This window comes from Mycolicibacter sp. MU0102, from assembly GCF_963378105.1.
Taxonomy (GTDB): domain Bacteria; phylum Actinomycetota; class Actinomycetes; order Mycobacteriales; family Mycobacteriaceae; genus Mycobacterium; species Mycobacterium holstebronense.
Genome location: NZ_OY726398.1, coordinates 1,570,356 through 1,595,158 on the forward strand (window position 1 = coordinate 1,570,356; position 24,803 = coordinate 1,595,158).

A 24,803-nucleotide genomic window follows, 5' to 3' on the forward strand; every position below is an offset into this window, starting at 1 on the left:
GCACGTTGACACAGTCCAGGCGACAATGGGGGCAATGGAGCATTCAGGGGACTTCTACAACGCCTACCGCCATGGGTTCGCGCGGGTTGCCGCCTGCACGCACCGCACGACGCTTGCGGACCCGCCCGCCAACGCCGAGTCGGTGCTACAGCTGGCGCGCGAATGCCACAACGACGGCGTGGCGCTGGCCGTATTTCCCGAACTCACCCTGTCGGGATACTCCATTGACGACATCGTGCAGCAGGACAGCCTGCTCAGTGCCGTCGAGGCGGCCCTGCTCGACGTGGTCGCGGCGTCCACGGAGCTGCTGCCGGTCTTGGTAGTGGGGGCGCCACTGCGCTATGCGCACCGCATCTACAACACCGCGGTCGTCATCCACCGCGGGCGAATCCTCGGCGTCGCGCCGAAGTCCTACCTGCCCACCTACCGGGAGTTCTACGAGGGCCGCCAGCTGGCCGCCGGCGCCGACGAACGCGGACTCATTCGGCTGGGTGGGGTAGAGATCCCGTTCGGGCCGGACCTGCTGTTCGCCGCGACCGATCTCCCTGGGTTCGTGCTGCACGCCGAGGTGTGCGAGGACATGTTCGTCCCGGTGCCGCCCAGTGCCCAGGCCGCGCTGGCCGGCGCGACGGTGCTGGCCAACCTGTCCGGCAGTCCGATCACCGTCGGGCGTGCCGAGGACCGCTGCCTGCTGGCCCGGTCGGCCTCGGCACGATGCCTGGCCGCATACGTCTACGCCGCCGCGGGCGAGGGGGAGTCGACCACCGACCTCGCCTGGGACGGCCAGACCATGATCTGGGAGAACGGCACGCTGCTCGACGACAGCGAACGGTTCCCCAACGGCCCGCGCCGATCGGTCGCCGACGTCGACCTGGGGCTGCTGCGCTCGGAGCGGCTGCGCATGGGCACATTCGACGACAACCGCCGCCACCACCGGGACGCGGTGCAGGCGTTCCGGCGGGTGGAGTTCGTTCTGGACCCGCCGGCCGGGGACATCGGCTTGCGTCGGGTGGTCGAACGATTCCCGTTCGTGCCGTCGAATCCGCAGCGCTTGCAACAGGATTGTTACGAGGCCTACAACATCCAGGTTTCTGGCCTGGAGCAGCGGCTGCGCGCGTTGAATTGTCCCAAGGTGGTCATCGGGGTCTCCGGCGGACTGGATTCGACCCATGCACTGATCGTCGCGGCTCGGGCGATGGACCGGGAAAACCGGCCGCGCAGTGACATTCTCGCGTTCACCCTGCCCGGTTTTGCCACCGGTGAGCGCACCAAGGCCAACGCCGCCGCGCTGAGCAAGGCGCTGGGAGTGACGTTCGCGGAGATCGATATCCGCGAGACCGCGAAACTGATGCTGTCCGAGCTCGGGCACCCGTTCGCCCGCGGCGAAGCCGTCTACGACGTGACGTTCGAGAACGTCCAAGCCGGCCTGCGCACCGACTATCTGTTCCGGATCGCCAACCAGAACGGCGGCATCGTGCTGGGCACCGGTGACCTGTCCGAGCTGGCGCTGGGCTGGTCCACCTACGGGGTGGGCGATCAGATGTCGCACTACAACGTCAACGGTGGTGTGCCCAAAACGCTGATCCAGCACCTGATCCGGTGGGTGATCAACTCCGGTGAGTTCGACACCGACGTGTGCGCGGTGCTGGCCTCGGTGCTCAACACTGAGATCAGCCCGGAACTGGTCCCGGCGGCTGACGGTGAAGAGATTCAGCGCAGCGAGGACAAGGTTGGCCCGTACTCGCTGCAGGACTTCGCGCTGTTTCAGGCGCTGCGGTACGGATTCACGCCTGCCAAGACCGCGTTCTTGGCCTGGCACGCCTGGCATGACGTGGAAGCGGGTTCCTGGCCGCCCGGATATCCGGCGGACAAACGCCAGGCCTATTCGCTGGCGGATATTCGGCAGTGGCTGAAAGTCTTTGTGCAGCGGTTCTATTCGTTCAGTCAGTTCAAACGCTCGGCGCTGCCGAACGGGCCGAAGGTGTCCCACGGCGGTTCGCTGTCGCCGCGGGGAGAATGGCGGGCCCCGTCGGACATGTCGGCGCGGGTCTGGCTCGACGAGATCGAACGGGAGATTCCGCAGGGGTAGGGAGGAGCACCGAGGATGGCCGACATTCGAAGGTTTCCGTTGTCGCCGGCGTTGCAGCGGGCCATGACCCTGCTCAGCGATCCGCCCTCCGATCCGCAGGTGAGCCGCGGTTATCTCGACCTGCTCGACGGGGCAGGGGAGCGGTCCGCGCAGCAAAACACCGGCGCCATCCAGCGGCTGTGGGCCTCAACGTTCGGGTCGATGTTCTACGACAATGCCCAATCGGTGGCCCGCCGACTGCTCGAGGCCTGGCAGCACCCGATCGACTGGCTGGAGATCCCGGCGGGCGGGGTGGCGCTGGACGTCGGCTGTGGGCCGGGCAGCATCACCACCTCACTGGCCCAGGCCGTCGGCCCCGATGGCTTGGCGTTGGGCGTCGATATCTCAGAACCGATGCTGGCCCGGGCGGTACGGGTGCAGGCCGGCGCCCAGACCGGCTTCCTGCGCGCTGACGCCCAGCAACTCCCGCTGCGCGACAGATGCGTTGATGCTGTCGTCTCGATCGCTGTCCTGCAGCTGATCCCCGATCCGGTGGCCGCACTGAGCGAGATGGCGCGGGTGCTCAAGCCCGGCGGGCGCATCGCACTGATGGTGCCCACCGCCGGATCAGCCTCGCGGTTATGGCAGGTGCTGCCCAAGGCCGGTGCGCGGGTGTTTGACGACGACGAGATCGCCGACACCCTTGAACTCCAAGGTCTCACCGGCGTGCGGGTCAAGAACTTCGGCACCATCCAGTGGGTGCGGGCCAAACGGGACTGATCGTCTGGCAGGGTGTGAATCATGCCCACCGTCCTGATCGAAGTCCGCCGCCATTACGAGCCGGCCGAGGAAGTCGCGATCATCGATGCCGTCCACGGTGCGCTCGTGACCGCTTTCCAGATCCCGGCCAAGGACAAGAACGTGCGGCTGGTCGTGCACGAGCCGCATCGGTTTGCGGTTCCAGCGCAGCTCGCGAAGCCCGAATTCCGCACCCTGATCTCGATAGACTGCTTCTCTGGCCGGTCACTTGAGGCCAAGCGCCTGCTTTATGCCGGGATCGTCGAAAACCTTGTCGGGCTGGGCATTCCCGCCGACCACGTGATGATCACCCTGCATGAGGTGGATCGGGACAACTGGGGCATCCGGGGCGGGCAGGCCGCATCCGACGTCGACCTGGGTTTCAACGTCGGAGTCTGAACGCATCCGACGCTGTGCTGATCGCCTCGGCGCTCGGGGCGCAGTCCCCGGCACCGGCCACCAGCGTGGCCAACGCCCCTGCCACGCAGGCGCGCCGCAATGCGTGCGCGATGCCGCCCGGCCATTCGGCCGCCAGCACTCCGGCGAAGACATCGCCCGCGCCCGAGGAGTCGATGGCATCGACCACCGGTGCGGGCACCTGGGCGGTGCCGTCGGCCCCGGTGTAGCGCGCCCCGCGCGCGCCGAGGGTGACCACCCGGTGCGCCACCTCGTGGTGAAACCGCGCGGATTCGGATTCGTTGACCACAGCGACGTCAACCAGGTCGATGAGCCCCGCCACGTCCGTGGCCGGCGGGGACACGTTGAGGATCACCGTCCGCCCGCTCGCGTGGGCCAGCCCGGCCGCCGCGGTGGCCACCGGGATCGGAATCTCCAGCTGCATCAGCAGCACGTCGCAGTCGGCGATCAGGTCGCGTTGGCCGGAATTCAGCGTCCAGACGCCGTTGACGCCGGGGGCCACCACGATGGTGTTCTCCCCGGACGGGTCCACGGTGATGACCGCCGAGCCACTGGGCCCGGGCGTCGTCATCAGGCCGTCGGTTCCGACGCCGTTGCTCTGCAGGTGCCGGCGCAGCAGCAGCCCGGCATCGTCGTCACCGACCGCGCCCACGAACTGCACCTGCGCCCCCGCCCGTGCCGCGGCCACCGCCTGGTTGGCGCCCTTCCCGCCGGGGTGGGTGCTTCGCGCCGTGGCCAGCACCGTCTCGCCCGGAGCCGGAAGCGCGGCCACAGCAAAGACGGCATCGGTGTTCACGCTGCCCACCACGCACACTCGCGTCGCCATGCAGTCCAGCTTCGCATTCACGACCGCGGAATGTCGTGCATCCCCTAGGGTGATGAACCATCCGGTAATCGGGGAAGGGAGCGGCCGGGTGGACTCGGCAGCGTCGACAGTGGACACGGCGAGCGGTGAGCGCCGGCACTGGCGGTTGCTGTCTCGGCTCAGCATTCAGACCAAGCTGATGTTCATCCTGCTGATCACCAGCGTCGCCTCGGTCGCAGTGGTTGGATTCGTCGAGTTTCAGTATGGCGCACAGGAATTGCAGCACGCTGCCACCAGCAAGTTGGTGCAGGCCCGGGAGGCGCAGCGCCGTGCGGTCACTGGCTTGTTCGCCGAGCTGACCAACTCCATAGTCGTTTTCAGTGGGGGCGTGACCGCAGCTACCGCACTCAAGTCATTTACGGCTGGATTCGATGAGCTCGCAACTGTTGCAATCACGCCCCAACAGCAGGGGGCGATAGAGGCTTATTACCAGGACCACTTCACCAAGGCGCTGGGAAAACGGACCGGCGAGCAGCCGGACATCGCCGCGTTGCTGCCCACGGCGAACGCGCAGCGTTACCTGCAGGCCCGCTACACCGCAGGCTTTGTCGCGGACCCGAAAAAATCCGACGACTCCGGTGAAGGCAGTGCCTGGGCGGCCGCAAATGATCAGTTCAACAACGTTTTCGCGGAAATCGTCCAACTCAACGAATACCAGGATGCGTTGCTTCTGGACACCCGAGGCAATGTGGTCTATTCGGTCAACAAGGGCGTGGACCTGGGTACCAACGTGCTCACCGGTCCCTACCGCGAATCCGGTCTGCGGGACGCCTATCGCAAGGCGTTGGCGGCCAACGCGATCAATTTTGTGTGGATCACCGATTACCAGCCGTACCAACCCAACTTGGACACACCCACCGCCTGGCTGGTGTCTCCGGTCGGCACCAAGGGCGCGGTCGAGGGCGTGTTGGCCTTGCCGCTGCCCAGCGCCAAAGTCAATCGGATCATGACCGCCGACCGTGAGTGGGAGGCCGCCGGGCTCAGCGACACCACCGAGACCTACCTGGCCGGTCCGGACCACCTGATGCGCTCCGATTCGCGACTGTTCCTGGAGGATCCGCAGCGGTATCGCCGGGAGGCGGTGGCGGCGGGGACCTCGGAGGCGACGGTGGAACGCGCACTGAGGCTGGGAACCACTACTTTGGTACAGCCGGTCGGCGGACCGGGACTAGAGGCCGCGCAGCGTGGCCAGACCGGCACGCTGACCAACGGGTATGCCTATCTGGGCAACCGCGAACTGACCGCGTACGCACCGCTGACCGTGCCCAACTCGGACCTGCAGTGGTCGATTCTGGCAACCAGGGACTACTCCGACGCCTACGCCGCGGTCACTTCCTTCAGCAAGCGGGTGGTGCTGGCCACCACCGGTGTCATCTTCGCCATCTGCGTTCTGGCCATGCTGCTCGCGCGACTCTTCCTGCAGCCGATCCGCAGGCTGCAGGGCGCAGCCCAGCGGATCAGCGCAGGCGACTACAGCGCCGCGGTCCCGGCCCGGACCGCTGATGAGATCGGCGAACTGACCAAGGCATTCAACGACATGAGCTATAGCCTCCGCACGAAGGAGGAGCTGCTCGATCAGCAGCGCAAACAGAACGATGAGCTTTTGCTGTCGCTGATGCCGGAGTCGGTGGTACGGCGTTATCGCGGCGGCGAGCAGGCCATCGCGGAAGAGCATCACAACGTCAGCGTCGTCTACGCCGAACTGCATGGGATCGACCAGCTGTCCTCCGAGCTCTCCGCGAGCGAATTGGTGACAACCGTCGACGATCTGGTCAGACAGTTCGACGCGGCGGCCGAAGCCGTTGGGGTCGAACGAATTCGCACCATGTACAACGGCTATCTCGCGGGTTGTGGCTTGACCACCCCGAGGCTCGACGGGGTGCACCGTATCGTCGAATTCGCGTGTGAGATGCAGCGCATCGTTGATCGGTTCGACGTCAAAACCGGTTACCGGCTGAGCTTGTGGGCCGGGGTCAACACCGGCGAAGTCGTCAGCGGTCTGGTCGGTCGATCCGGGGTCACCTATGACCTGTGGGGCTCTGCTGTCAACTTGGCCTATCAGTTGCGCAGGGTCACACCGGAATCCGGCATCTACGTCACCGCCAGAGTGCGCGACATGCTGGACGGCACCGCGGAGTTCTCGCTGGCCGGCACCCTCACGATTGGTGATGCCGAGGAGCAGGCCTGGCGATTGGCTTCGACATTTTCTGAGGCACCGTGAACGTCTTCGGGGCGTGGTTGTACTGGGCGGTCGGTGTCGCGATCGGCCTCCCGGTGGGCTTGGTATTGCTCACCGAAGCGCATGTGGCGCTGGCGCGCAGAGGCAGCCATCTCGCCCGACCGGTGGCCCTGGCGCGCAATTACCTGTTGCCGCTGGGCGCATTGATGGTGTTGCTGGCGCAGGTCGCTGGCGTACCGGGACACGATCCGACGCTGCGGATCATCTACACCGCGTTCGGCTTCGTGGTGCTGGTGGTGCTGCTGTCCGGGCTCAACGTCACCTTTTTCCAGAGCGCTCCAAAAGGCTCCTGGCGCAGCCGGATACCGACCATCTTCGTCGATGTCGCACGATTCCTGCTGATCGGTGTGGGTCTGGCGCTGATCCTGTCCCATGTCTGGGGTGCCAGAATCGGCGGCCTGTTCACCGCACTGGGTGTCACGTCGGTGGTCATCGGCCTGATGTTGCAGAATTCGGTCGGCCAGATCGTCTCGGGCCTGTTCATGCTGTTCGAGCAGCCATTTCGGATCGGTGACTGGCTTTCCACCCCTGCCGCGCGCGGCCGGGTTGTTGAAGTGAACTGGCGGGCGGTGCACATCAGCACCGCTGATGGGCTGCAGGTCACGCCGAACTCGGTCCTGGCCGGAACCTCGTTCACCAACATCAGTCGATCCGGCGGTGCACACCGGGTATCGATCACGACCACCTTCGCCGTCGTGGATCCGCCAGACCAGGTGTGCGCGTTGTTGTCGCGGGTTGCGACCGCCCTGCCGATGCGAACCACCGGCGAGGCGCCGATTTCGGCGGCGCTCGGTGGTGGCCAGTACCGCACCACGGTTGCGCTGGGCTCGCCGGCCGACGACGGTGCGGCGCAGACCACCTTCCTGCGGTGGCTTTGGTATGCCGCCCGGCGGGCAGGACTGCATCTGGACGAAGCCGAGGACGTGTTCTCGACACCGGAACGAGTGGCCGAGGCGCTGCGGTCGGTAGTGGCACCCGCGCTTCGGTTGACCGAGGACGACCAGCGGGCCCTAGAGCCGTACGCCTCGCTGGTCCGTTACGGCAGGGACGAGGCCCTGCAACGGGCCGGCCAGGTGCCGACCGCGATGACATTTCTGACCGAGGGCAGTGTCCGGCTCACCAGTGCGGACCCGGCCTGGCCCGACGCCACGCTGCGGCACGGTGCGTTTCTCGGCGTCACCACGCTGACCCGGCAACCCAGTCTGTTCGACGCGTACGCCGTGGAGGAAGTGACCGCGGTGGTCATCGACCGCGAGAACATCGAAGAACTGGTGATGACCAAGCCGTTGTTGCTGCAGGAACTGGGCCGCATCATCGATCAGCGGCGTCCCGCGGCGTCGGCATAGCGAGGCGCAGCACAGCGGGGCCGTTTTACCTGATCGGGCGTTCGCCGATACTCTGGCACGATGAGCGTCCCCGTGCTTCCCGACCTGCGTCAAGAGGTCCACGACGCCGCCCGCCGCGCGAGGGTCGCTTCGCGTTCCCTGACGGCGCTGTCCACCGCGGCCAAGAACAGTGCGCTGAACGCCGCAGCCGACGCGCTGCTGGCCCACGCCGACGACATCCTGGCCGCTAATGACCGCGACGTCGCCGCTGCCCGTGACGCCGGCACGCCCGAGGCCATCTTGGACCGGCTGGCGCTGACCAAGTCTCGGGTTGACGGGATCGCCGCCGGACTGCGGCAGGTCGCCGGCCTGCCCGACCCGGTCGGCGAGGTACTGCGTGGCTACACCCTGCCCAACGGACTGCTGTTGCGTCAGCAACGCGTCCCACTCGGCGTGGTGGGCATGGTCTACGAGGGCCGGCCCAACGTCACCGTGGACGCATTCGGGTTGACGCTGAAGTCCGGCAACGCCGCGCTGCTGCGCGGCAGTTCGTCGGCGGCCCACTCCAACCAGGCCCTGGTCGACGTGCTGCGCGGCGCCTTGGAGGGCGAGGACCTGCCCGCCGACGCGGTGCAGCTGCTGTCGTCTGTCGATCGTGCCACCGTCACCCATCTGATCCAGGCCCGCGGACTGGTCGACGTGGTGATCCCGCGCGGCGGGGCCGGGCTGATCGAAGCCGTGGTGCGCGACGCGCTGGTGCCCACCATCGAGACCGGCGTCGGCAACTGCCACGTCTACGTCCATGAGGCCGCCGACCTCGACATTGCCGAGCAGGTCCTGCTGAACTCCAAGACCCGTCGGCCCAGCGTCTGCAACGCCGCCGAGACCGTGCTGATCGACAAGGCCATCGCGGCCTCCGCAGTGCCTCGGCTGGTGGACGCGTTGACCGCGGCCGGAGTCGCGGTGCACGGCGATGCTGACGACGCCGCTGCCGAGGACCACCTGCGTCGCGAATACCTGGCGATGGACATCGCGCTGTCGGTGGTCGATGGGCTCGAGGACGCGATCGACCACATCAACGAATACGGCACCGGCCACACCGAGGCCATCGTCACCACCAACATGGCGGCTGCCCAGCGATTCAGCGAGCAGGTCGACGCCGCGGCGGTGATGGTCAACGCCTCCACGGCCTTCACCGATGGCGAGCAGTTCGGTTTTGGCGCCGAGATCGGCATCTCCACCCAGAAGCTGCACGCCCGGGGCCCGATGGGGCTGCCGGAGCTGACGTCGACCAAATGGATCGTGTGGGGTGACGGCCACACCCGTCCCGTCTAAGGAGCCCTAGCCCGTATGGAAAAACCCGCCGTTCCCGCCACCCCGGCCCGCCAAGCGCCGCTGTTCTCCGACATCGACGACGTCGCCCGGCGGCTGGCCGAGACGGGCTACCTGGCCGACACCGCCACCACCACGGCGGTGTTCCTGGCTGACCGACTGGGCAAACCCCTGCTGGTGGAGGGACCGGCCGGGGTCGGTAAGACCGAACTGGCCCGCGCGGTGGCCGCGGCCACCGGTTCCGGGCTGGTGCGGTTGCAGTGCTACGAGGGCGTCGACGAGGCCCGGGCGCTGTACGAGTGGAACCACGCCAAGCAGATCTTGCGCATCCAGTCGGGATCCAACGGCGGTGACTGGGACGCCACCAAGATGGACGTGTTCTCCGAGGAGTTCCTGCTGACGCGTCCGCTGCTGACCGCGATCCGGCGCACCGACCCGACGGTGCTGCTGATCGACGAGACCGACAAGGCCGACATCGAGATCGAGGGTCTGCTGTTGGAGGTGCTCTCCGACTTCGCGGTCACCGTCCCGGAACTGGGCACGATCACCGCCACGCGCACCCCGTTCACGGTGTTGACCTCCAACGCCACCAGGGAACTGTCCGAGGCACTCAAGCGCCGCTGCCTGTTCCTACACATCGACTTCCCCGACCCGGACCTCGAACGGCGCATTCTGCTGTCGCGGGTACCCGAGTTGCCCGAGCACCTGGCCGCCGAGCTGGTGCGCATCATCGCGGTGCTGCGCGGCATGCAGCTCAAGAAGCTTCCGTCGGTGGCCGAGACCATCGACTGGGGCCGCACCATCTTGGCCCTGGGCATGGACACCATCGACGATGCCACCGTCGCTGCCACCCTGGGGGTGGTGCTCAAGCACCAATCCGATCAGGTGCGGGCATCCGGAGAGCTGCGACTGAACTGATGGTCTTCTGATGGTTCGTCGCACCCGCCCGTCGCAACCCCTTGCCCCGCATGGAATTCCGGGGCATCTGGTGGGGTTCGTGGAAGCGCTGCGCGGGCAGGGCATTTCGGTGGGTCCCTCAGAGACCGTCGATGCCGGGCGGGTGCTGACCGCGATCGGACTCGACGACCGGGAAGTGCTGCGGGAAGGGTTGGCCTGTGCGGTGCTGCGCCGGCCCGACCACCGCGACACCTACGACGCCATGTTCGATCTGTGGTTCCCCGCCGCGCTGGGCGGGCGCACCGTGGTGGTTGAGGGCGAGGAGGCTGATCCGGACTCTGTGCCGCTGCCGGAGGACGCCGAGGACATGCGGGCAATGCTGGTCGATCTGCTGACCGCGAATCCCGACCTCGCCGACACCGACCCCCGATTGTCGGGGATGATCGCCGCGATCGTCGGCGCCTACGGGCAATACCGCTCCAGCCGGGGCCCGTCTTACTCGGCCTACCAGGCGCTCAAAGCCCTGGCGCTCGACGAGTTGGAAGGCAAACTGCTGGCCGGGCTGCTAGCGCCTTACGGCGACGAGCCCAGTCCCACCCAGGAGCAGATCGCCAAGGCGATGGCGGCGCAGCGGATTGCGGCACTGCGCAAGCTCGTCGACGCCGAGACCAAGCGGCGCACCGCCGAGCAGTTGGGGCGCGAACACGTCCAGATGTACGGCATCCCGCAGCTGAGCGAGAACGTCGAGTTCCTGCGTGCGTCCGGCGAACAGTTGCGCCAGATGCGCCGGGTGGTTGCGCCGCTGGCCCGCACCATGGCGACCAGGCTGGCCGCGCGACGGCGACGCTCCCGTGCCGGCACCATCGACCTGCGCAAGACCCTGCGTAAGTCGATGTCCACCGGTGGGGTGCCGATCGACGTAGTGCTGCGCAAGCCGCGGCCCGCGCGGCCTGAGCTGGTGGTGCTGTGCGATGTCTCGGGCTCGGTCGCCGGGTTCAGTCATTTCACCCTGCTGCTGGTTCATGCTCTGCGGCAGCAGTTTTCGAGAGTTCGTGTCTTCGCGTTCATCGACACCACCGACGAGGTGACGCACCTGTTCGGCCCGGAGGCCGACCTGGCCGTGGCGATCCAGCGGATCACCCGGGAGTCCGGGGTCTACACCCGCGACGGTCATTCCGACTACGGCAATGCGTTCGTCTCGTTCGCCGAGAACTATCCGAACGTGGTGTCGCCCCGCAGCGCGCTGCTGGTGCTCGGCGACGGTCGCACCAATTACCGAAACCCCGGGGTGGAGGTGCTGTCGCACCTGGTGACCGCCAGCCGGCACGCGCACTGGCTCAACCCCGAGCCCCAACATCTCTGGGGCAGTGGCGATTCCGCGGTGCCGCGGTATGCCGACGTGATCCCCATGCACGAATGCCGCTCGGCCAAGCAACTGGCCGGAGTCATAGACGCCCTGCTGCCTGTCTAGCCCCGCGTCCAGTTCGCGCCCTGCCGGCATACCCGGACAACGATCAGAAAGGGTGACAGATGACGACCATCGATCCCAGCGCACCGGTGTTGGTTACCGGCGGCAGCGGCTACATCGCCAGCTGGATCGTGCGCTACCTGCTCGAGGACGGTCACAGCGTGCGGGCTACGGTCCGCGATCCCGAGAAGGCCCACGGCCTGGAACACCTGCACGCGCTTGCCGCACGGCACCCGGGGCAGCTGAGCCTGCACCGCGCCGATCTGCTCGAACCGGGCAGTTTCTCCGAGGCGATGCAGGGCTGCCAACTGGTCATCCACACCGCTTCGCCGTTCCTGCTCGGCACCATCGGAGACGCCGACCGGCAACTGGTACGGCCCGCGCTCGAAGGCACGCGCAACGTGTTGTCCGCCGTCGACCAGACTCCTTCGGTAGCTCGGGTAGTGCTGACCAGCAGTGTGGCGGCCATCTACGGCGACAATGCGGACATGAAGGGCAAGACCTGCTTCACCGAGGCGGACTGGAACACCACCAGCACACCCGAGCACCAGCCCTACCCCTACTCCAAGACGGTCGCCGAGCGGGCGGCCTGGCAGATCCAGCAGTCCCAAAAGCGCTGGGACCTGGTCACCATTCACCCCTCGCTGGTGCTGGGACCGTCGCTGACCACGGCCAGCGCGTCGGGAAGCATGGACACCATGCAGCACTTCATCGACATGTCGATGGCGTTGGGTGCACCCGCGCTACAGATGGGCTGCGTCGATGTGCGTGACGTAGCCCGCGCGCACATCACCGCCGGCTACACCCCCGGGGCGCAAGGCCGCTACGTGGTGAACTCCGAAGTCGTCAGCATGCTCGAACTCAGCCGAATGTTGCGGCGGCACTTCGGTTCCCGGCTGTCTTTCCCGACCCGCGAGCTGCCCAAGTTCATGGTGAAGCTCGTTGCGCCGGTGGCGGGACTGACTCGCCCGTTCGTCGAGCGCAATATCGACTGGCCGCTATGCCTGGACGGTTCGCGCGCGCGTACGGAACTCGCCATCGATTTCCGGCCGGTTGCCGACTCCGTTGTGGAGCACTTCCAGCAGATGATCGACGACGGCGTGGCCCGGCGCTAGCCGCTCGCGGGCTCTCAGTGCGTCCGCTGGTAGATCAACCAGCGCAACTCCATCGGGCTGTCCTCCCGCGTGGTGCGGAACGCGTCCTGCCCGCTGATCCATTCGATGTACCAGCTGGTGGGTGGCCAGCCGCCCTCGGGCAGGTGCGCCTTCTCGTAGTCATGGACGGACTCATCGGAGAGCAGCTGCAGCGGCAGGCCCGCCGACGCCTCCGCCATTTCGTTGCGGGTGTACAGACCCGAGTACACCTGCTGGCAGAACTCCCGGGCAGCACTGTCGGGCTCGTAACCGTCGTGCGCCAGGAAGCTGTTGAACACCAGCCGCCCGCCGGGAGCCAGGCAGCGCGCGGCGAGCTCGAACAGGCTGCGTAGCTCCGCCGTGGACCGGAAATCGGTCAACACCTCGGAAAGCACCATCATCTGGTAGTCGTCGCGCAGGTCATCGGCGTCTTCGAACACGTCCCGCACAATGACGCGCACGTCCAACGATTCCGCCGCTGCGTCGGTCGTGAGCATCTCGGCGAACTTCGGGGTCATCTCGACGACGTCGACCGGATGTCCGCGACGCGCCAGCGCCAGAGCGTTACGCCCCGTGCCCCCACCGATTTCGAGCACCGGATGGGCGGCCGGATCGTCGGCCTCGCAGGCCAGGTGCCAGACCCGTGCGTCGGGTTCGGTGCCGAACAGCGGTGGCTTCCGCGTGTCCAGCCAGGCGGCGTACGCGTCCGCGACGCTGTTCCACTGGGCACGGACCGTGTAGTCCAGGGTGGGCCCGATCGGGGCGTTGTAGGAGATGATGATGTGCGAGCGCAGCGAGTGCGAGTAGGCCTCAGCCAGTTGGCCCTGCAGTACTTCCCGGAGGCGGTCGAGTTCGTCGTCGCTGAAGGGCTTGCCCAGGCCCGCGAACACGGCAGAACACATCGTGACGTATTCGTCGAGCATGCTCGGCACGGCCGGAAGCCTGATTTCGCCGCTGGTCTGGGCACGGGTGTAAAAACGCCTGACCATGGCGTCTTTGGCCGTCTGGGTGCGAGCGAGTGAGCTCACCGGAAAATCTTCCACAGACATCTTCTACACGATTGGCATTGGCTTCGGGGCAGCAACGGGGGGTTGCGTCCTTCGGTGAGCGTACGCCGAAGCGGAAACCCGCACGGCGCGTCGGCCGACTCGGTCACGAGCGGGCGCTGCCACCAGTGCGCTCACGCCGACGAGGACCCCAAGTAAGCTGGCCTATCGTGCGAAAACGGCGGCTGGGAGTCATGGGTGGGACGTTCGATCCCATCCATCACGGCCACCTGGTCGCCGCCAGCGAGGTGGCCGATCTGTTCGACCTCGATGAGGTGGTTTTCGTGCCGACGGGCCAGCCCTGGCTCAAGGAACGCCGCGTCACCGCCGCAGAGGACCGTTACCTGATGACGGTGATCGCCACCGCGTCGAACCCGCGATTCTCGGTGAGCCGCGCCGACATCGATCGCGGCGGCCCCACCTTCACCAAAGACACCCTGCGCGACCTGCAAGAACAGAACCCCGACGCCGAGCTCTACTTCATCACCGGTGCAGACGCGCTGGCCACCATTCTGTCCTGGCAGGATTGGCCGGAGATGTTCGAGATGGCGCGGTTTGTGGGGGTGAGCCGGCCCGGCTACGAGCTCAACGGCGACCATCTCGCTGATGCGCTCGGCTCCCTGCCACCACATGCCTTGACGCTGGTCGAAGTGCCGGCGCTGGCGATCTCGTCCACCGATTGCCGCCGGCGCGCGGCAGAATCCCGCCCGATCTGGTACCTGGTACCAGACGGGGTGGTGCAGTACGTGTCCAAGCGCCACCTTTATCAACCGACCCCCGGAGACCAACAATGACCGCGACACCCGAGGCCGTGCGGATGGCCACCGTGGCGGCCGGCGCCGCCTCGAACAAGCTGGCCGACGACGTCGTCGTCATCGACGTCTCAGCGCAGCTGGTCATCACCGACTGCTTTGTCATCGCCTCGGCCTCCAACGAGCGCCAGGTCAACGCCATCGTCGACGAGGTCGAGGACAAGATGCGCCTGGCCGGCTACAAGCCGGCGCGCCGCGAGGGCACTCGGGAGGGGCGCTGGACCCTGCTGGACTACGTCGACATCGTGGTGCACATCCAGCACCAGGACGAGCGGGACTTCTACGCGCTGGACCGGCTGTGGAAGGACTGCCCGCTGGTGCCGGTGGAATTAGAAGACTCAGAAGACTCAGCCGGTGAGTCGGCGCCCGAGGATGCCTCGTGAGGGTCCGCCGGCTGATCCTGCTGCGACACGGCCAGACCGAGTTCAACGCCGGCAGTCGGATGCAGGGCCAGCTGGACACCGTTCTGAGCGACCTGGGCCGGGCGCAGGCGGAGGCGGCGGCGGAGGTACTGCGCAAACGGCATCCGCTGCTGATCGTTTCCTCGGATCTGTGGCGAGCCTACGACACCGCCACCGTGCTGGCCGAGCACAACGGGTTGCAGGTCCGGGTGGACACCCGACTGCGGGAAACCCACCTGGGTGACTGGCAGGGGCTGACCCACGAAGAGGTCGACGCCGCCGCACCGGGCGCCCGGTTGGCTTGGCGGGACGACGCCCGATGGGCACCGCACGGCGGGGAGAGCCGCATCGACGTGGCCGAGCGCAGCGTTCCGTTGGTGCGCGAGCTGGTGGCCGGGGAGCCGGACTGGGGCCGAGCCGATCACGCGGATCAGCCGGTGGTGCTGGTCGCTCACGGCGGCCTGATCGCCGCTCTGACCGCGGCCTTGCTGCGGCTGCCGGTGGAGAACTGGCCGGTGCTGGGTGGGATGGCCAACGCCAGCTGGACCCAGCTCAGCGGATACTCTGACGGTCCGGATTCCAACGCGGATTCAGACCAGGACGACTTCGCCGGTGTGCGGTGGCGTCTCGACGTCTGGAACGCCTCAGCACAGGTGGCGAGCGATGTCCTCTGAATCGCGGACGCCCGCGCAAGCCCGTCCCACGCTGCTGGTCTTCGCTGACTCGCTGTCCTACTACGGGCCCACCGGCGGGCTGCCTGCCGATGATCCACGGATCTGGCCGAACATCGTTGCCAGCGAGCTGGACTGGGATGTCGAACTGATCGGTCGGATCGGCTGGACCAGCCGAGACGTCTGGTGGGCGTCCACCCAGGACCCGCGGGCGTGGGCGGCATTGCCGCGGGCCGGTGCGGTCGTCTTCGCCACCAGTGGGATGGACTCACTGCCCTCGGTGTGGCCGACGGCCTTGCGTGAATTGATCCGTTATGTGCGGCCGGCCTGGTTGCGGCGTTGGGTCCGAGACGGCTACGGCTGGCTGCAGCCCCGGTTCTCGCCGGTGGCGCGGGCGGCCCTACCGCCGCATCTCACCGTGGAATATCTTGAGATGACCAGGGGCGCAATCGATTTCAACCGACCAGGTATTCCCATTGTGGCTTCACTGCCGTCGGTGCACATCGCCGACACCTACGGCCGCGCTCACCAGGGCCGGGAACCCACGGTGCGCGCCATCACCGCCTGGTCGCGGGAACACGATGTTCCCCTGGTGGACCTGAAGGCCGCGGTGGGCGATGAGGTTATGAGCGGGCGGGCAAACCCCGACGGCATCCATTGGAACTTCGAAGCGCACCGGGCGGTCGCCGACCTGATGCTTAAGGCCCTGAGTGAGGCCGGCGTCCCCGGCCCGTTGGGGTGACCGCACGATGAGCGTTGTCGTCATCACGGATTCGTCGGCGTGCCTGCCGCTTGAGGCGCGTGACCGCTGGGGGATTCGCACGGTACCGCTGCACATCCTGCTCGAGGGAGCCGATCTGCGCGACGGCGTCGACGACGTGCCCGCGGACATCTATGCGCGCGAGCGCGTCACCACCTCCGGGGCGGGCCCGGAGGAACTGGCTGAGGTCTACCGGAATGCGCTTGACTACAGCGCGGGCGCTGGGGTGGTGGCGGTGCACATCTCCTCGGCGCTGTCCGGGACGTTCGGCACCGCCGAACAGGTAGCCGGTCAGATCGGGCCCGGCGTGCGGGTGATCGACTCGAAGTCGGCGGCGATGGGCACCGGGTTCGCGGTCTTGGCCGCGGCACGAGCGGCCGCCGGTGGCGCCGACTTGCAAGGCGTTGCGGCCGCGGCGGACGCCGCCGTGCAACGTGCTCACGCCTACATGGTGGTGCAGCGGCTGGACAATCTGCGGCGCAGCGGCCGGATCGGCAGCGCGGCGGCCTGGCTGGGCACCGCGTTGTCGCTGAAGCCGCTGCTGGCGGTGGAGGAGGGAAAGCTCGTTCTGGCCCAACGCATCCGCACCGTCAGCAAGGCTGTGGCGTCGATGATCGACCGGGTCTGTGATGTGGTCGGAGATCGCTCAGCGGCGCTGGCGGTGCATCACGTGGCCAATCCACAGGGGGCCCAAGAGGTGGCCGGCGCTCTTGCGGAGCGGTTGCCGGTCTGTGAACCCGCGGTGATCACCAGCCTGTGCCCGACGTTGGCCCTGCATGTGGGGGCCGGCGCGGTCGCGGTGTGCGTCGATGTCGACCCGGGTGGGGGCTGAGCTCGTCAACGCCGGCGTTGCCTACTGCGTGGGGGCTGCGAATCTGTCGGTGTCGGTGGACTCTTCATGCGGCGTGTGTGCTGCGATCCCGCGAATGTTCTTGTTGGGACCCCACGGCCGGACCACCTGCGGCCACCAGAACCACTTACCCAACAACGTCGCGATCGACGGCATGAAGAACGCTCGGACCACGAAGGTGTCCAGCAGCAGCCCGATTGCCACGGTGGTGCCATACATACCGATGGCCTTGAGATCGCTGAAGAACATGATGCCCATGGTGGCGGCGAACACCATGCCGGCCGAGGTCACCACGCCGCCGCTGCCCGCCATCGCCCGGATATAGCCGGTCTTGAGCCCGGCGTGTATCTCCTCCTCGAAACGGGAGACCAGCAACAGGTTGTAGTCCGAGCCGACGGCCAGCAACACGATCACCGCCAGCACCAGCGTCACCCAATAGATGTGCTGGCCGAAAATATGCTGCCAGATCAACACCGAGATGCCGAACGAGGCGGCGATAGAACTGGATGCGGTGCCGAGGATGACCGCTGCGGCCACCAGGCTTCGGGTGATCATCATCATGATCAAGAAGATCAACGTCAGCGACGCCACGATCGCGATCATCAGGTCGTACTTGGCGCCATTCTGCATGTCTTCGTAGAGAGCGGCCATGCCGCCGATGTAGACCTTGGCGTCCGCCAATGACGATTGTTTCAGGGCCTCCTGCGCCGCGATCCGCTCCGGCTCAACGCGTTTGATTCCTTCCGCGGTCGCCGGATAGGTCTGGTGCGTGACGAAGAACCGCGCCGATTTGCCGTCCGGTGACATGAACAGCCGAAGACCGGTTTGGAAGTCTTTGTTGTCGAACGCTTCTGCGGGTAGATAGAAGTAGTCGTCGTTCTTGGAGTCGTCGAAGCTTTGGCCCATCATGATCTGGGTGTTGCTCATGTCCTCCATCTGATCGATGAACGCCGAGAACGTGGAGTGCACCGTCAGCACCAGCCCGCGCATGATTCGCATGGTGTCGACCACGGCCGGCAGCAGTTCGACCGCCTGCGGCAGCAGGCGCGCTGTCTTGGTGATGTCGTCGGACAGGTAGTGCAGCTGCTCGGCGAGTTGGTCGATGCCATCGGTGGCGTCGAAGGTGTTGCGCAGCGCGTTGCACATCGGGATGTCGAAGCAGTGCGGTTCCCAGTAAAAGTAGCTGCGCAGCGGGCGGAACTGATCGTCGAATTCGGCGAGGTGGTCGCGGATCCGGTCGGAGACGTCCACGGTGTTTCGGGTGACCTCGGCCGTGTCGTCGAACGTCCGGTCGACCTCCTGGAGGTATCCGTACATCTGGATCAGCAACTCGATGTCCTTGTCGAGTTGCTGCGAGATGGTGTCGATGTCCTTGATCCGGTCCTTGAGCGACTTCATGTTCTGAATCATCAGCTGGTTGGAGACGCTGAGTTGGAACGGTATCGAGCTGTGCTGCAGCGGAATTCCCAGCGGACGGGTGATGTCCTGGATCATCGCGATCCCGACGACCCGCATGATGTTCTTGGCGACTCGGTCCAGCACCAGCATGTCGGCGGGATTGCGCATATCGTGGTCGGATTCGACCATGGTGATGTCTGGCGCCATCCGGGCCGCCGAGAAATGTTTCTCCGCCGCGGCGTACGCCACGTTGACCGGGGTTTCCTGTGGCAGATACTTGCGGTCGTCGTAACCCGGTTTGAACCCCGGCAGGGCGACCAGACCGATCATGATGATGGCCAGGCTGGCCACGGCGATCGGCCCGGGCCAGCGCACCACCGACACACCGGCCCGGCGCCAGAACCCGCCCGGCTTAGCCTTTTTGGGTTCGAGCAGACCGAAGCTGGTGACCACCACCAGCATGGCCGGTCCCAGGGTGAGCGCGGCGCCGACCACCACGAGCATGCCCACGGAGACCGGAATGCCCATGGTGTGGAAGTAGGGCAAGCGGGTGAAGTACAACATCGCCGACGCCCCGGCGATGGTCAGACCCGAACCCAGCACCACCGGGGTGACGCTGCGAACAGTGGTGTAGTACGCGTTGACCCGGTCCTCGCCGACCAACCGGGCTTCCCGGTACCGGCCGATGAGAAAGATGCCGTAGTCCGTGCCCGCGGCGATCGCGAGCATCACCATGATGTTGACCGCGAACGTGGTCAGGCCCATGACGTTGTTGAAGCCCAGGACCGCGACGACGCCGCGGGCGCAGATCAGCTCGAGCAGGGTCAGAAACAGCTGGGTCAACATTGCCGACACCGACCTGAAGACGATCAGCAGCATGATCGCGATCGCGGCGATGGTGAACAGCGTGATCTTGACCAGACTGGAGTCGCCGATCTCGCGTAGATCAGCGGTCAGCGCGGCCGGCCCCGCGACATAAGCCTGGACTCCGGGCGGCGCGGGCGTGTCATCGATGGCCTGGCGGACTGCGACAACCGAGTCGTTGGCCTCGGTCATGCCCTGGTTGCCTACCAGGTTGAGCATGATGTAGGCGGCTTTGGCGTCGGAGCTCTGCACACCCGCCGCGGTCAGCCGGTCACGCCAGAAGTCTTGGGCGTGCTCGACATGGTCTGTGTCGGCGACCAGCTTCGCGACGATTTCGTCGTAGTAATGGTGGGCGGCTTCGCCGAGTTCTTCCTCGCCGACCACCACCATCATCACGGTGCTGTTGGACTTGTATTCCCGAAAGTTCTCGCCCACCAGCTGGCTGGCGATCATCGACGGCGCATCGACGGGCGCCAGCGGCGCGGAGTGCTCCTCGGAGATGACTTCCAGCTGGGGGACAAGGACATTCACCAGCACCGTGAACACGATCCAGACGATGATGATCGGCACCGCGAAGATACGCAGCATGTGCGCGAAGAATGGCCGCTTGACGTGTGGATCCTGACCGCTGTCCAGCTGCTCCTTGATCCGCTTGATCATCCGGACTTCACCAGGCAGAAGGTCTGGGCGTTGAGGCCGGTGGCACGGCGTTCGTCGAGCAGCCGGTCGTCGATCTTGATTCGGCAGCCGATCTCACCGGTGTTGCCCTGAACGATCATGTTGGCCATGACGGCCGGCAGCACGGTGACCACCGTGTAGGTCCACGGCAGCGGCACGCCTGTGAGCTGATGGACGTTGGCCTCGGCGTCCCAATAGTTGATGTCGGCGGTGGTGCCCGGCGGCCCGAAGGCCTCGTAGGCGACCGATTTCGGGTTGAACTGGACGATTTCGATACCGGCGCCGGCGTGCGGATTGAGGTCTTCGGAGGCGAACACCTTGTGCAGCCGGGTGACGATCACACTCGAGATCGCGATGACCACGATGAAGACCAGCGGAATCCAATGCCGTTTGAGTATGCCGGCGACCGAGATTCTCCCCATCTCACCGCCTTCCGCCTGTTGATAGTGCGGTTGAACGTCGGCGCTGGACGGTCTGCTCTCCGGCTTCGTCGGAAGCATCGATGGTTCCGCGAATCGCGCCCCTGAGCAGCATAACCTTCGCCTGGCTAAGGAATGCAAGATCTGTTGTCTGGGTGCGGTTTGGTGTACGGGGACTGATTGTCTCGACTCGAGTTCAGCGCCAACGCCGCGACTTCAGTAGCATGGCCGCTGATGCACGCTCTGGGAAAAGTCGTCCGATTCGGTGCGGTGGTCATCGTGGCAGCGTTGGCGCTGGCCGGGTGCAGCGGCAAAGGCGCGTCGGGCGCGTCCTCGCAGGAGTCGTCGGCCCCTGGGGCGTCGTGGACTCGCCCCGACGCACCGCCCGATCCGCTCACTCTGCTTCGCGCCGGTGACCTGGCGGTCGCGCAGGTGCCCGACAGCGTGTTGATCTTCATCGAGAGTCAGACCAGCGACGCCGGTACCTGGAAAGCCATGGTGGTCACTCGCGACGGCACCGAACACCAGGTCAAGATCGCCTCTGACGGGGTGTCCGTGCTGGTCGGCCCCTCCGCGACCGACGACAGCGACGCCGACAAGGCCAAGCGGCGCGCCAATGTGGACGGCACCCATCTGGACTACCGCAGCGCCGTTGAGCGCGTCCTGCGGGCAGTGCCCAACAGTTCGATCACCGAGCTGAGCCTGCTCGACATGAATGGCACGGTCGTCTGGGAGGCCGACGTGTGGGACGACAAACTGGCCGAGCGTGACGTCACCGTCGACGCGGCGACGGGGGCGGTCACCGCCAACCGGCAGGTCTGATTCGGCGGTCCGGCCGCTCAGAGCACGCCGGGTCTGATTCGGCGGTCCAGCTTCGCCTCTCCTGCGTCGAGCCTCGCTAACCGCCGGTCCGGCCCGTGATCGGTGGCAGCTCGGCCAGCGTGACGATGCCCGGCTCGGCCGCGACCACCGCCGGTACCGCGTTGGTCACCGGCATCGCCGTGTAGATCGAGCCCAGACCGTTGAAGTTAGGCTCGTTCCAGTCCTTCGGCGGCAGGCAGTTGATGACGGTGCGCATATTGGGCAGCCCGAAAACCTGGATGACGTGGCCGTGCGCCACTGGCTTGGGCGGGGTGACCTGGTCGCCCATGATCCAGTTGAAGCCGACGCTGACCACGTTGCGCGTCCCGACCCAGCCGCGGTGGTAGCCGAAGACACTGCCTACCGTGCCGGCCGGGATCTTCATGAAGCCCAGGTCGCTGTCGCCGGTCGCGGCAGTGAACTGCACGTCGAAGGTGATGCGGTCCAACTGTGCGCCGATCGCATCGGCCATCATCGCCGCGGACTCGGCAAAGACCTCGCTCTCCCGGCGGACGCTTTCGGCCAGTCCGGGGGTGTCGGGGTCTTGGGCGAAGCCCATCGCTGCCATGGTGGCCGCCGACTCGTACGTCGAGCAGTCCACCGACTCGGTGATCCGGATCTCGTCGACCCGCTCGCACGCGCCGGACAGCACCATGCCGACCATGTTGGTCAGGCCGGGGTGCGCGCCGCTGCCGAACATGGTGGAGTTCCCGGCCCGGCAGGCATCCTCGATGCGCTTGCGGTCGTCGGCGCTCTGCTTGCCGCCGGTGATCCAGGCCGCCGTCGAGCACACGTTCACCCCGGCCTCCAACAGTCGCACCAACTCATCGATGCTGGGCCACAGCGGGTTGTAACAGCACGCGTCCGGCTTCAGCGCGATCAGGGCGTCGATGTCATTGGTGGCGGTGACCCCGGTCGGTTCCGGCCAGCCGGCCAACTCGGCGGCGTCCACCCCGACCTTGTCCTTGCCGTGGGCGTAGACCCCGACGAGCTCCATGTCGGGCCGGCCGATGATGGCGTGCAGCGAGCGCTGCCCGATGTTTCCGGTAGTCCATTGGATGACGCGAAGTGGGCGGGGGGAAACGGGCATCATGCTCCTCGGTGACGGGTGTATCCCACATTATTGGGGTGCGGTCCCCGCGCGTTTGTGGCAGCCTCGATCGGCGTGACCGGCACCCTAACCCAAACCCTGACCCTGCGGACCGCCACCGAGGACGATTGGGCCGCGATGGCGGTGCTGGGGGCCACCGGATTCGGCGAGGATTGGGACGCCGAATCAATGGCCGCCTGGCGAACCCTGACCACGCCCGAGAGCGCCATCGTGGTCTTCGACGGTGAAGCCGTGGTCGGAATGTCCGGCTACTTGGACCTGGAGTTGACCGTGCCCGGCGGGACGGTGCTGCCAGTGGCCGGGATCAGCTTCGTCGTGGTGGCTCCGACCCACCGCCGACGCGGTGTGCTCCGGATGATGTACACCGAATTGCATCGGCGCATTGCTGATTCGGGTTATTCGATCGCGGCACTGACCGCCAGCGAGGGCGGAATCTACGGGCGGTTCGGTTACGGCCCGGCGACGGTGGACCACGAGCTGACCATCGACCGGCGGTTCGCCCAGTTGCACCCCGACGCACCGGACCCCGGCGGAGTACGGCTGGTCAAAGCGGCCGACAGCCGTGACGAGTTCGCGGAGATCTACCAGCGTTGGCGCCAGCGTGTCCCGGGCGGCTTGGCGCGCCCGTTGGTGCTCTGGGACGACCTGCTCGCCGATCGGGAGAACACCCGCGAGGGCGGCACCGAATGGCTCGCGATGCTGCATCCCGATGGCTACGTGCTCTACCGCGTGCACGCCGGCGAGCCAAAGACGGTGCGAGTCGAGGAGTTTCGGGCCGTAACCCCGGAGGCGCACGCAGCGCTGTGGCGGGCGCTGCTCGGGTTGGACCTGATGGGAAAGATCGTCGTCGAGACTCACCCGGACGATTCGATGCCTTACCTGCTGACCGATACCCGGCTGGCTACCACCACCGGGCGTTCGGACGGTCTGTGGCTGCGGATGATGGATATCCCCGCTGTGCTGATGGCCCGCCGCTACACCGTGGACGTGCCCGAGCTGTCCGTCGTCGTGGCGGTGTGTGACGGATTCCGCAGCGACGGTGGGCGATTCACGCTCACAATCCGCGACGGCGTCGCCGAGTGCGCCCCGACCGAGGCGGACGCCGAGGTGGAGCTGGACTTGGATGTGCTGGGCAGCCTGTACTTCGGCGCACACCGGGCGTCATCGCTCGCCCGAGCCGGCAGGCTGCGGTGTCGCGACGACGCCCTGGTGCGTCGACTGGATGCGGCGTTCGCCCACGACGTCGCCGCCCAGATCGGCTTCGGCTTCTAGCTGTTACAGCTTGGCCAGGTCGTAGCTGCTCAGGTTGTCGATGAGCACGTGCAGCTGATCTTGCGACGATCCCAGGGTGTGATCGATCGCGGTGAGGCGGGCCGCAAGGTGGCCGACCGGGTACTCCCAGGTCACGCCGATCCCGCCGTGCAGCTGGATGGCCTCCTGAGCGATGTGGCGCCCGGACCGGCCGACCTGCAGCTTGGCGCGCGCCGCGATCACCGGGTCGTAGTTGCCGTCGGCGAGCGACATCGCCGCGTACATGCTCATGCTGCGGGCCAACTCCAGCGACACGTACATGTCGGCGGCGCGCTGGGTCAGGGTCTGGAAGGTGTTCAGCGTGACCCCGAACTGCTTGCGCGTCTTGAGGTAATCGGTGGTCAGCCGCAGAGCCTCTTCCATCGCGCCGACAGCCTCGGCGCACAGTGCCGAGGAGATGCGGATGACGGCACGCTCGATGGCGGCCGAGGCGTCGGTCGCCTCACCCAGCGCGGTGGCCGGGGCATCGGCGAAGTCGACCTGGGCCCCGCGCTGACCGTCGAAGGTCCGGTAGGGCGCACGGGTAACGCCGTCGGCGCTCGCCTCGACCAGGAACAGCCCGGTTCCGCCGTCGGGCAACGCAGCGCTGACGACGAATGTGTCGGCGCGATCCCCGGTCAGCACCGGGTTCTTACGTCCGCTCAGCTGCCACGAATCGCCTTGCGGCACAGCCGTGGTGGCCACCTTGCCTGCGGTTCCCCGCATACCCGGCTCGGTGTGGGCGAACGCCAGAATCCGCTCGCCCTCGGCGACGGTGTCGAGCAGCGCGCGCTGCTCGGCGGTGCCGCGCTCGGCGATCAGCGCGCCCGGCCCGAGTGCTCCGTGTACCACGGGTTCCGGCGCCACCCGCCGGCCGATCTCGGTGAGCACCACCATGATCTCCAGCGGGCCGGATTCCTGCGGGTCGAAACCCAGACCGAGAATCCCGATGTCCGCCAGCTGCTTCCACACCTCGGGGTTGAATCCGGGGTCGGTCTCGATGACCTTGTTGCGGGTCTCGGTGTCATAGCCCGACAACATCGAACGGGTGGTGTCGCGCAGCAGAACCTGCTCGTCACTGAGTTGGAAGTCCATAGCTG

22 protein-coding genes are annotated in these 24,803 nt (G+C 66.6%); 16 read left to right on the forward strand and 6 right to left on the reverse strand.

Going from position 1 to position 24,803, the window contains the following annotated elements; translation table 11 throughout:
- The first annotated feature begins 34 nt into the window (after nt 1–34).
- The 3 genes from RCP37_RS07355 to RCP37_RS07365 are packed head-to-tail and all read left to right on the forward strand — an operon-like array spanning nt 35 to nt 3,265.
- On the forward strand, nt 35–2,089 hold the full coding sequence (locus RCP37_RS07355; protein WP_308486260.1) for an NAD(+) synthase: 2,055 nt from the start codon (nt 35–37) through the stop codon (nt 2,087–2,089).
- A 15-nt stretch (nt 2,090–2,104) separates the two neighbouring features.
- Complete coding sequence (locus tag RCP37_RS07360) at nt 2,105–2,848, forward strand: class I SAM-dependent methyltransferase (RefSeq protein ID WP_308486261.1); 744 nt, start codon at nt 2,105–2,107, stop codon at nt 2,846–2,848.
- Between the two features lie 21 nt (nt 2,849–2,869).
- Complete coding sequence (locus RCP37_RS07365) at nt 2,870–3,265, forward strand: tautomerase family protein (protein ID WP_308486262.1); 396 nt, start codon at nt 2,870–2,872, stop codon at nt 3,263–3,265.
- Here the strand turns inward: RCP37_RS07365 and RCP37_RS07370 are convergent.
- Nucleotides 3,249–4,109 carry a ribokinase gene (locus RCP37_RS07370; protein WP_308486263.1) on the reverse strand — a complete coding sequence of 287 codons (861 nt, stop codon included), beginning with the start codon at nt 4,107–4,109 and terminating at the stop codon, nt 3,249–3,251. The genes RCP37_RS07365 and RCP37_RS07370 overlap by 17 nt on opposite strands.
- A 52-nt stretch (nt 4,110–4,161) precedes the next feature.
- On the opposite strand from RCP37_RS07370, the gene RCP37_RS07375 reads away from it, so the two are divergent.
- The 6 genes from RCP37_RS07375 to RCP37_RS07400 are packed head-to-tail and all read left to right on the forward strand — an operon-like array spanning nt 4,162 to nt 12,524.
- A complete protein-coding gene (locus tag RCP37_RS07375; RefSeq protein WP_373693162.1) occupies nt 4,162–6,369 on the forward strand; it encodes an adenylate/guanylate cyclase domain-containing protein in 2,208 nt (735 codons plus the stop codon).
- Nucleotides 6,366–7,733, forward strand: a complete 1,368-nt coding sequence (locus RCP37_RS07380; RefSeq protein WP_308486265.1) for a mechanosensitive ion channel domain-containing protein — start codon at nt 6,366–6,368, stop codon at nt 7,731–7,733. Before RCP37_RS07375 ends, RCP37_RS07380 begins: the two co-directional genes overlap by 4 nt.
- Nucleotides 7,734–7,793: 60 nt before the next feature.
- Nucleotides 7,794–9,047 (forward strand): glutamate-5-semialdehyde dehydrogenase, encoded by a 1,254-nt coding sequence (locus tag RCP37_RS07385; protein WP_308486266.1) that lies wholly within the window; start codon nt 7,794–7,796, stop codon nt 9,045–9,047.
- A gap of 15 nt (nt 9,048–9,062) precedes the next feature.
- Nucleotides 9,063–9,962: an AAA family ATPase gene (locus tag RCP37_RS07390; protein WP_308486267.1), complete on the forward strand. Its 900-nt coding sequence runs from the start codon at nt 9,063–9,065 to the stop codon at nt 9,960–9,962.
- 7 nt (nt 9,963–9,969) lie between these two features.
- Entirely contained in the window at nt 9,970–11,412 is a 1,443-nt protein-coding gene (locus tag RCP37_RS07395) for a vWA domain-containing protein (RefSeq protein ID WP_308486979.1), read from the forward strand.
- Nucleotides 11,413–11,471: 59 nt separating this feature from the next.
- Nucleotides 11,472–12,524 (forward strand): NAD-dependent epimerase/dehydratase family protein, encoded by a 1,053-nt coding sequence (locus tag RCP37_RS07400; RefSeq protein WP_308486268.1) that lies wholly within the window; start codon nt 11,472–11,474, stop codon nt 12,522–12,524.
- A gap of 14 nt (nt 12,525–12,538) precedes the next feature.
- On the opposite strand, the gene RCP37_RS07405 is transcribed toward RCP37_RS07400, so the two are convergent.
- The gene (locus tag RCP37_RS07405; protein WP_373693119.1) at nt 12,539–13,591 is read right to left on the reverse strand and encodes a class I SAM-dependent DNA methyltransferase; all 1,053 of its coding nucleotides are present in this window, start codon (nt 13,589–13,591) and stop codon (nt 12,539–12,541) included.
- Nucleotides 13,592–13,755: 164 nt separating this feature from the next.
- Between RCP37_RS07405 and nadD the strand changes: the two genes are divergently transcribed.
- From nadD to RCP37_RS07430, 5 genes are read left to right on the forward strand one after another with little or no spacing between them, the layout of a single operon-like run.
- The gene (gene nadD, locus RCP37_RS07410) at nt 13,756–14,382 is read left to right on the forward strand and encodes a nicotinate-nucleotide adenylyltransferase (RefSeq protein WP_373693163.1); all 627 of its coding nucleotides are present in this window, start codon (nt 13,756–13,758) and stop codon (nt 14,380–14,382) included.
- Nucleotides 14,379–14,783 carry a ribosome silencing factor gene (gene rsfS, locus RCP37_RS07415; RefSeq protein WP_308486270.1) on the forward strand — a complete coding sequence of 135 codons (405 nt, stop codon included), beginning with the start codon at nt 14,379–14,381 and terminating at the stop codon, nt 14,781–14,783. The genes nadD and rsfS overlap by 4 nt, the downstream gene beginning before the upstream one ends.
- On the forward strand, nt 14,780–15,475 hold the full coding sequence (gene gpgP / locus RCP37_RS07420; protein ID WP_308486271.1) for a glucosyl-3-phosphoglycerate phosphatase: 696 nt from the start codon (nt 14,780–14,782) through the stop codon (nt 15,473–15,475). Before rsfS ends, gpgP begins: the two co-directional genes overlap by 4 nt.
- Nucleotides 15,465–16,214: a diglucosylglycerate octanoyltransferase gene (octT, locus tag RCP37_RS07425; RefSeq protein WP_308486272.1), complete on the forward strand. Its 750-nt coding sequence runs from the start codon at nt 15,465–15,467 to the stop codon at nt 16,212–16,214. The genes gpgP and octT overlap by 11 nt, the downstream gene beginning before the upstream one ends.
- Before the next feature lie 7 nt (nt 16,215–16,221).
- A complete protein-coding gene (locus RCP37_RS07430; protein ID WP_308486273.1) occupies nt 16,222–17,064 on the forward strand; it encodes a DegV family protein in 843 nt (280 codons plus the stop codon).
- A 21-nt stretch (nt 17,065–17,085) separates the two neighbouring features.
- Here the strand turns inward: RCP37_RS07430 and RCP37_RS07435 are convergent, their stop codons facing one another.
- Together RCP37_RS07435 and RCP37_RS07440 are read right to left on the reverse strand one after the other, a co-directional pair.
- A complete protein-coding gene (locus RCP37_RS07435; protein ID WP_308486274.1) occupies nt 17,086–20,004 on the reverse strand; it encodes an MMPL/RND family transporter in 2,919 nt (972 codons plus the stop codon).
- Nucleotides 20,001–20,444: an MmpS family transport accessory protein gene (locus RCP37_RS07440; RefSeq protein WP_224976068.1), complete on the reverse strand. Its 444-nt coding sequence runs from the start codon at nt 20,442–20,444 to the stop codon at nt 20,001–20,003. The genes RCP37_RS07435 and RCP37_RS07440 overlap by 4 nt, the downstream gene beginning before the upstream one ends.
- Before the next feature lie 231 nt (nt 20,445–20,675).
- Here RCP37_RS07440 and RCP37_RS07445 point away from each other — a divergent pair, with 231 nt between their 5' ends.
- A complete protein-coding gene (locus RCP37_RS07445; RefSeq protein ID WP_308486275.1) occupies nt 20,676–21,263 on the forward strand; it encodes a PepSY domain-containing protein in 588 nt (195 codons plus the stop codon).
- Nucleotides 21,264–21,339: 76 nt separating this feature from the next.
- Here RCP37_RS07445 and RCP37_RS07450 read toward each other — a convergent pair whose 3' ends face one another.
- Complete coding sequence (locus RCP37_RS07450; RefSeq protein ID WP_308486276.1) at nt 21,340–22,392, reverse strand: NAD(P)H-dependent amine dehydrogenase family protein; 1,053 nt, start codon at nt 22,390–22,392, stop codon at nt 21,340–21,342.
- A gap of 75 nt (nt 22,393–22,467) precedes the next feature.
- Here RCP37_RS07450 and RCP37_RS07455 point away from each other — a divergent pair, with 75 nt between their 5' ends.
- Nucleotides 22,468–23,685, forward strand: coding sequence for an enhanced intracellular survival protein Eis (locus RCP37_RS07455; RefSeq protein WP_308486277.1), 1,218 nt, complete (start codon nt 22,468–22,470; stop codon nt 23,683–23,685).
- Between the two features lie 3 nt (nt 23,686–23,688).
- On the opposite strand, the gene RCP37_RS07460 is transcribed toward RCP37_RS07455, so the two are convergent.
- Nucleotides 23,689–24,798 carry an acyl-CoA dehydrogenase family protein gene (locus tag RCP37_RS07460; protein WP_308486278.1) on the reverse strand — a complete coding sequence of 370 codons (1,110 nt, stop codon included), beginning with the start codon at nt 24,796–24,798 and terminating at the stop codon, nt 23,689–23,691.
- Nucleotides 24,799–24,803 lie beyond the last annotated feature (5 nt).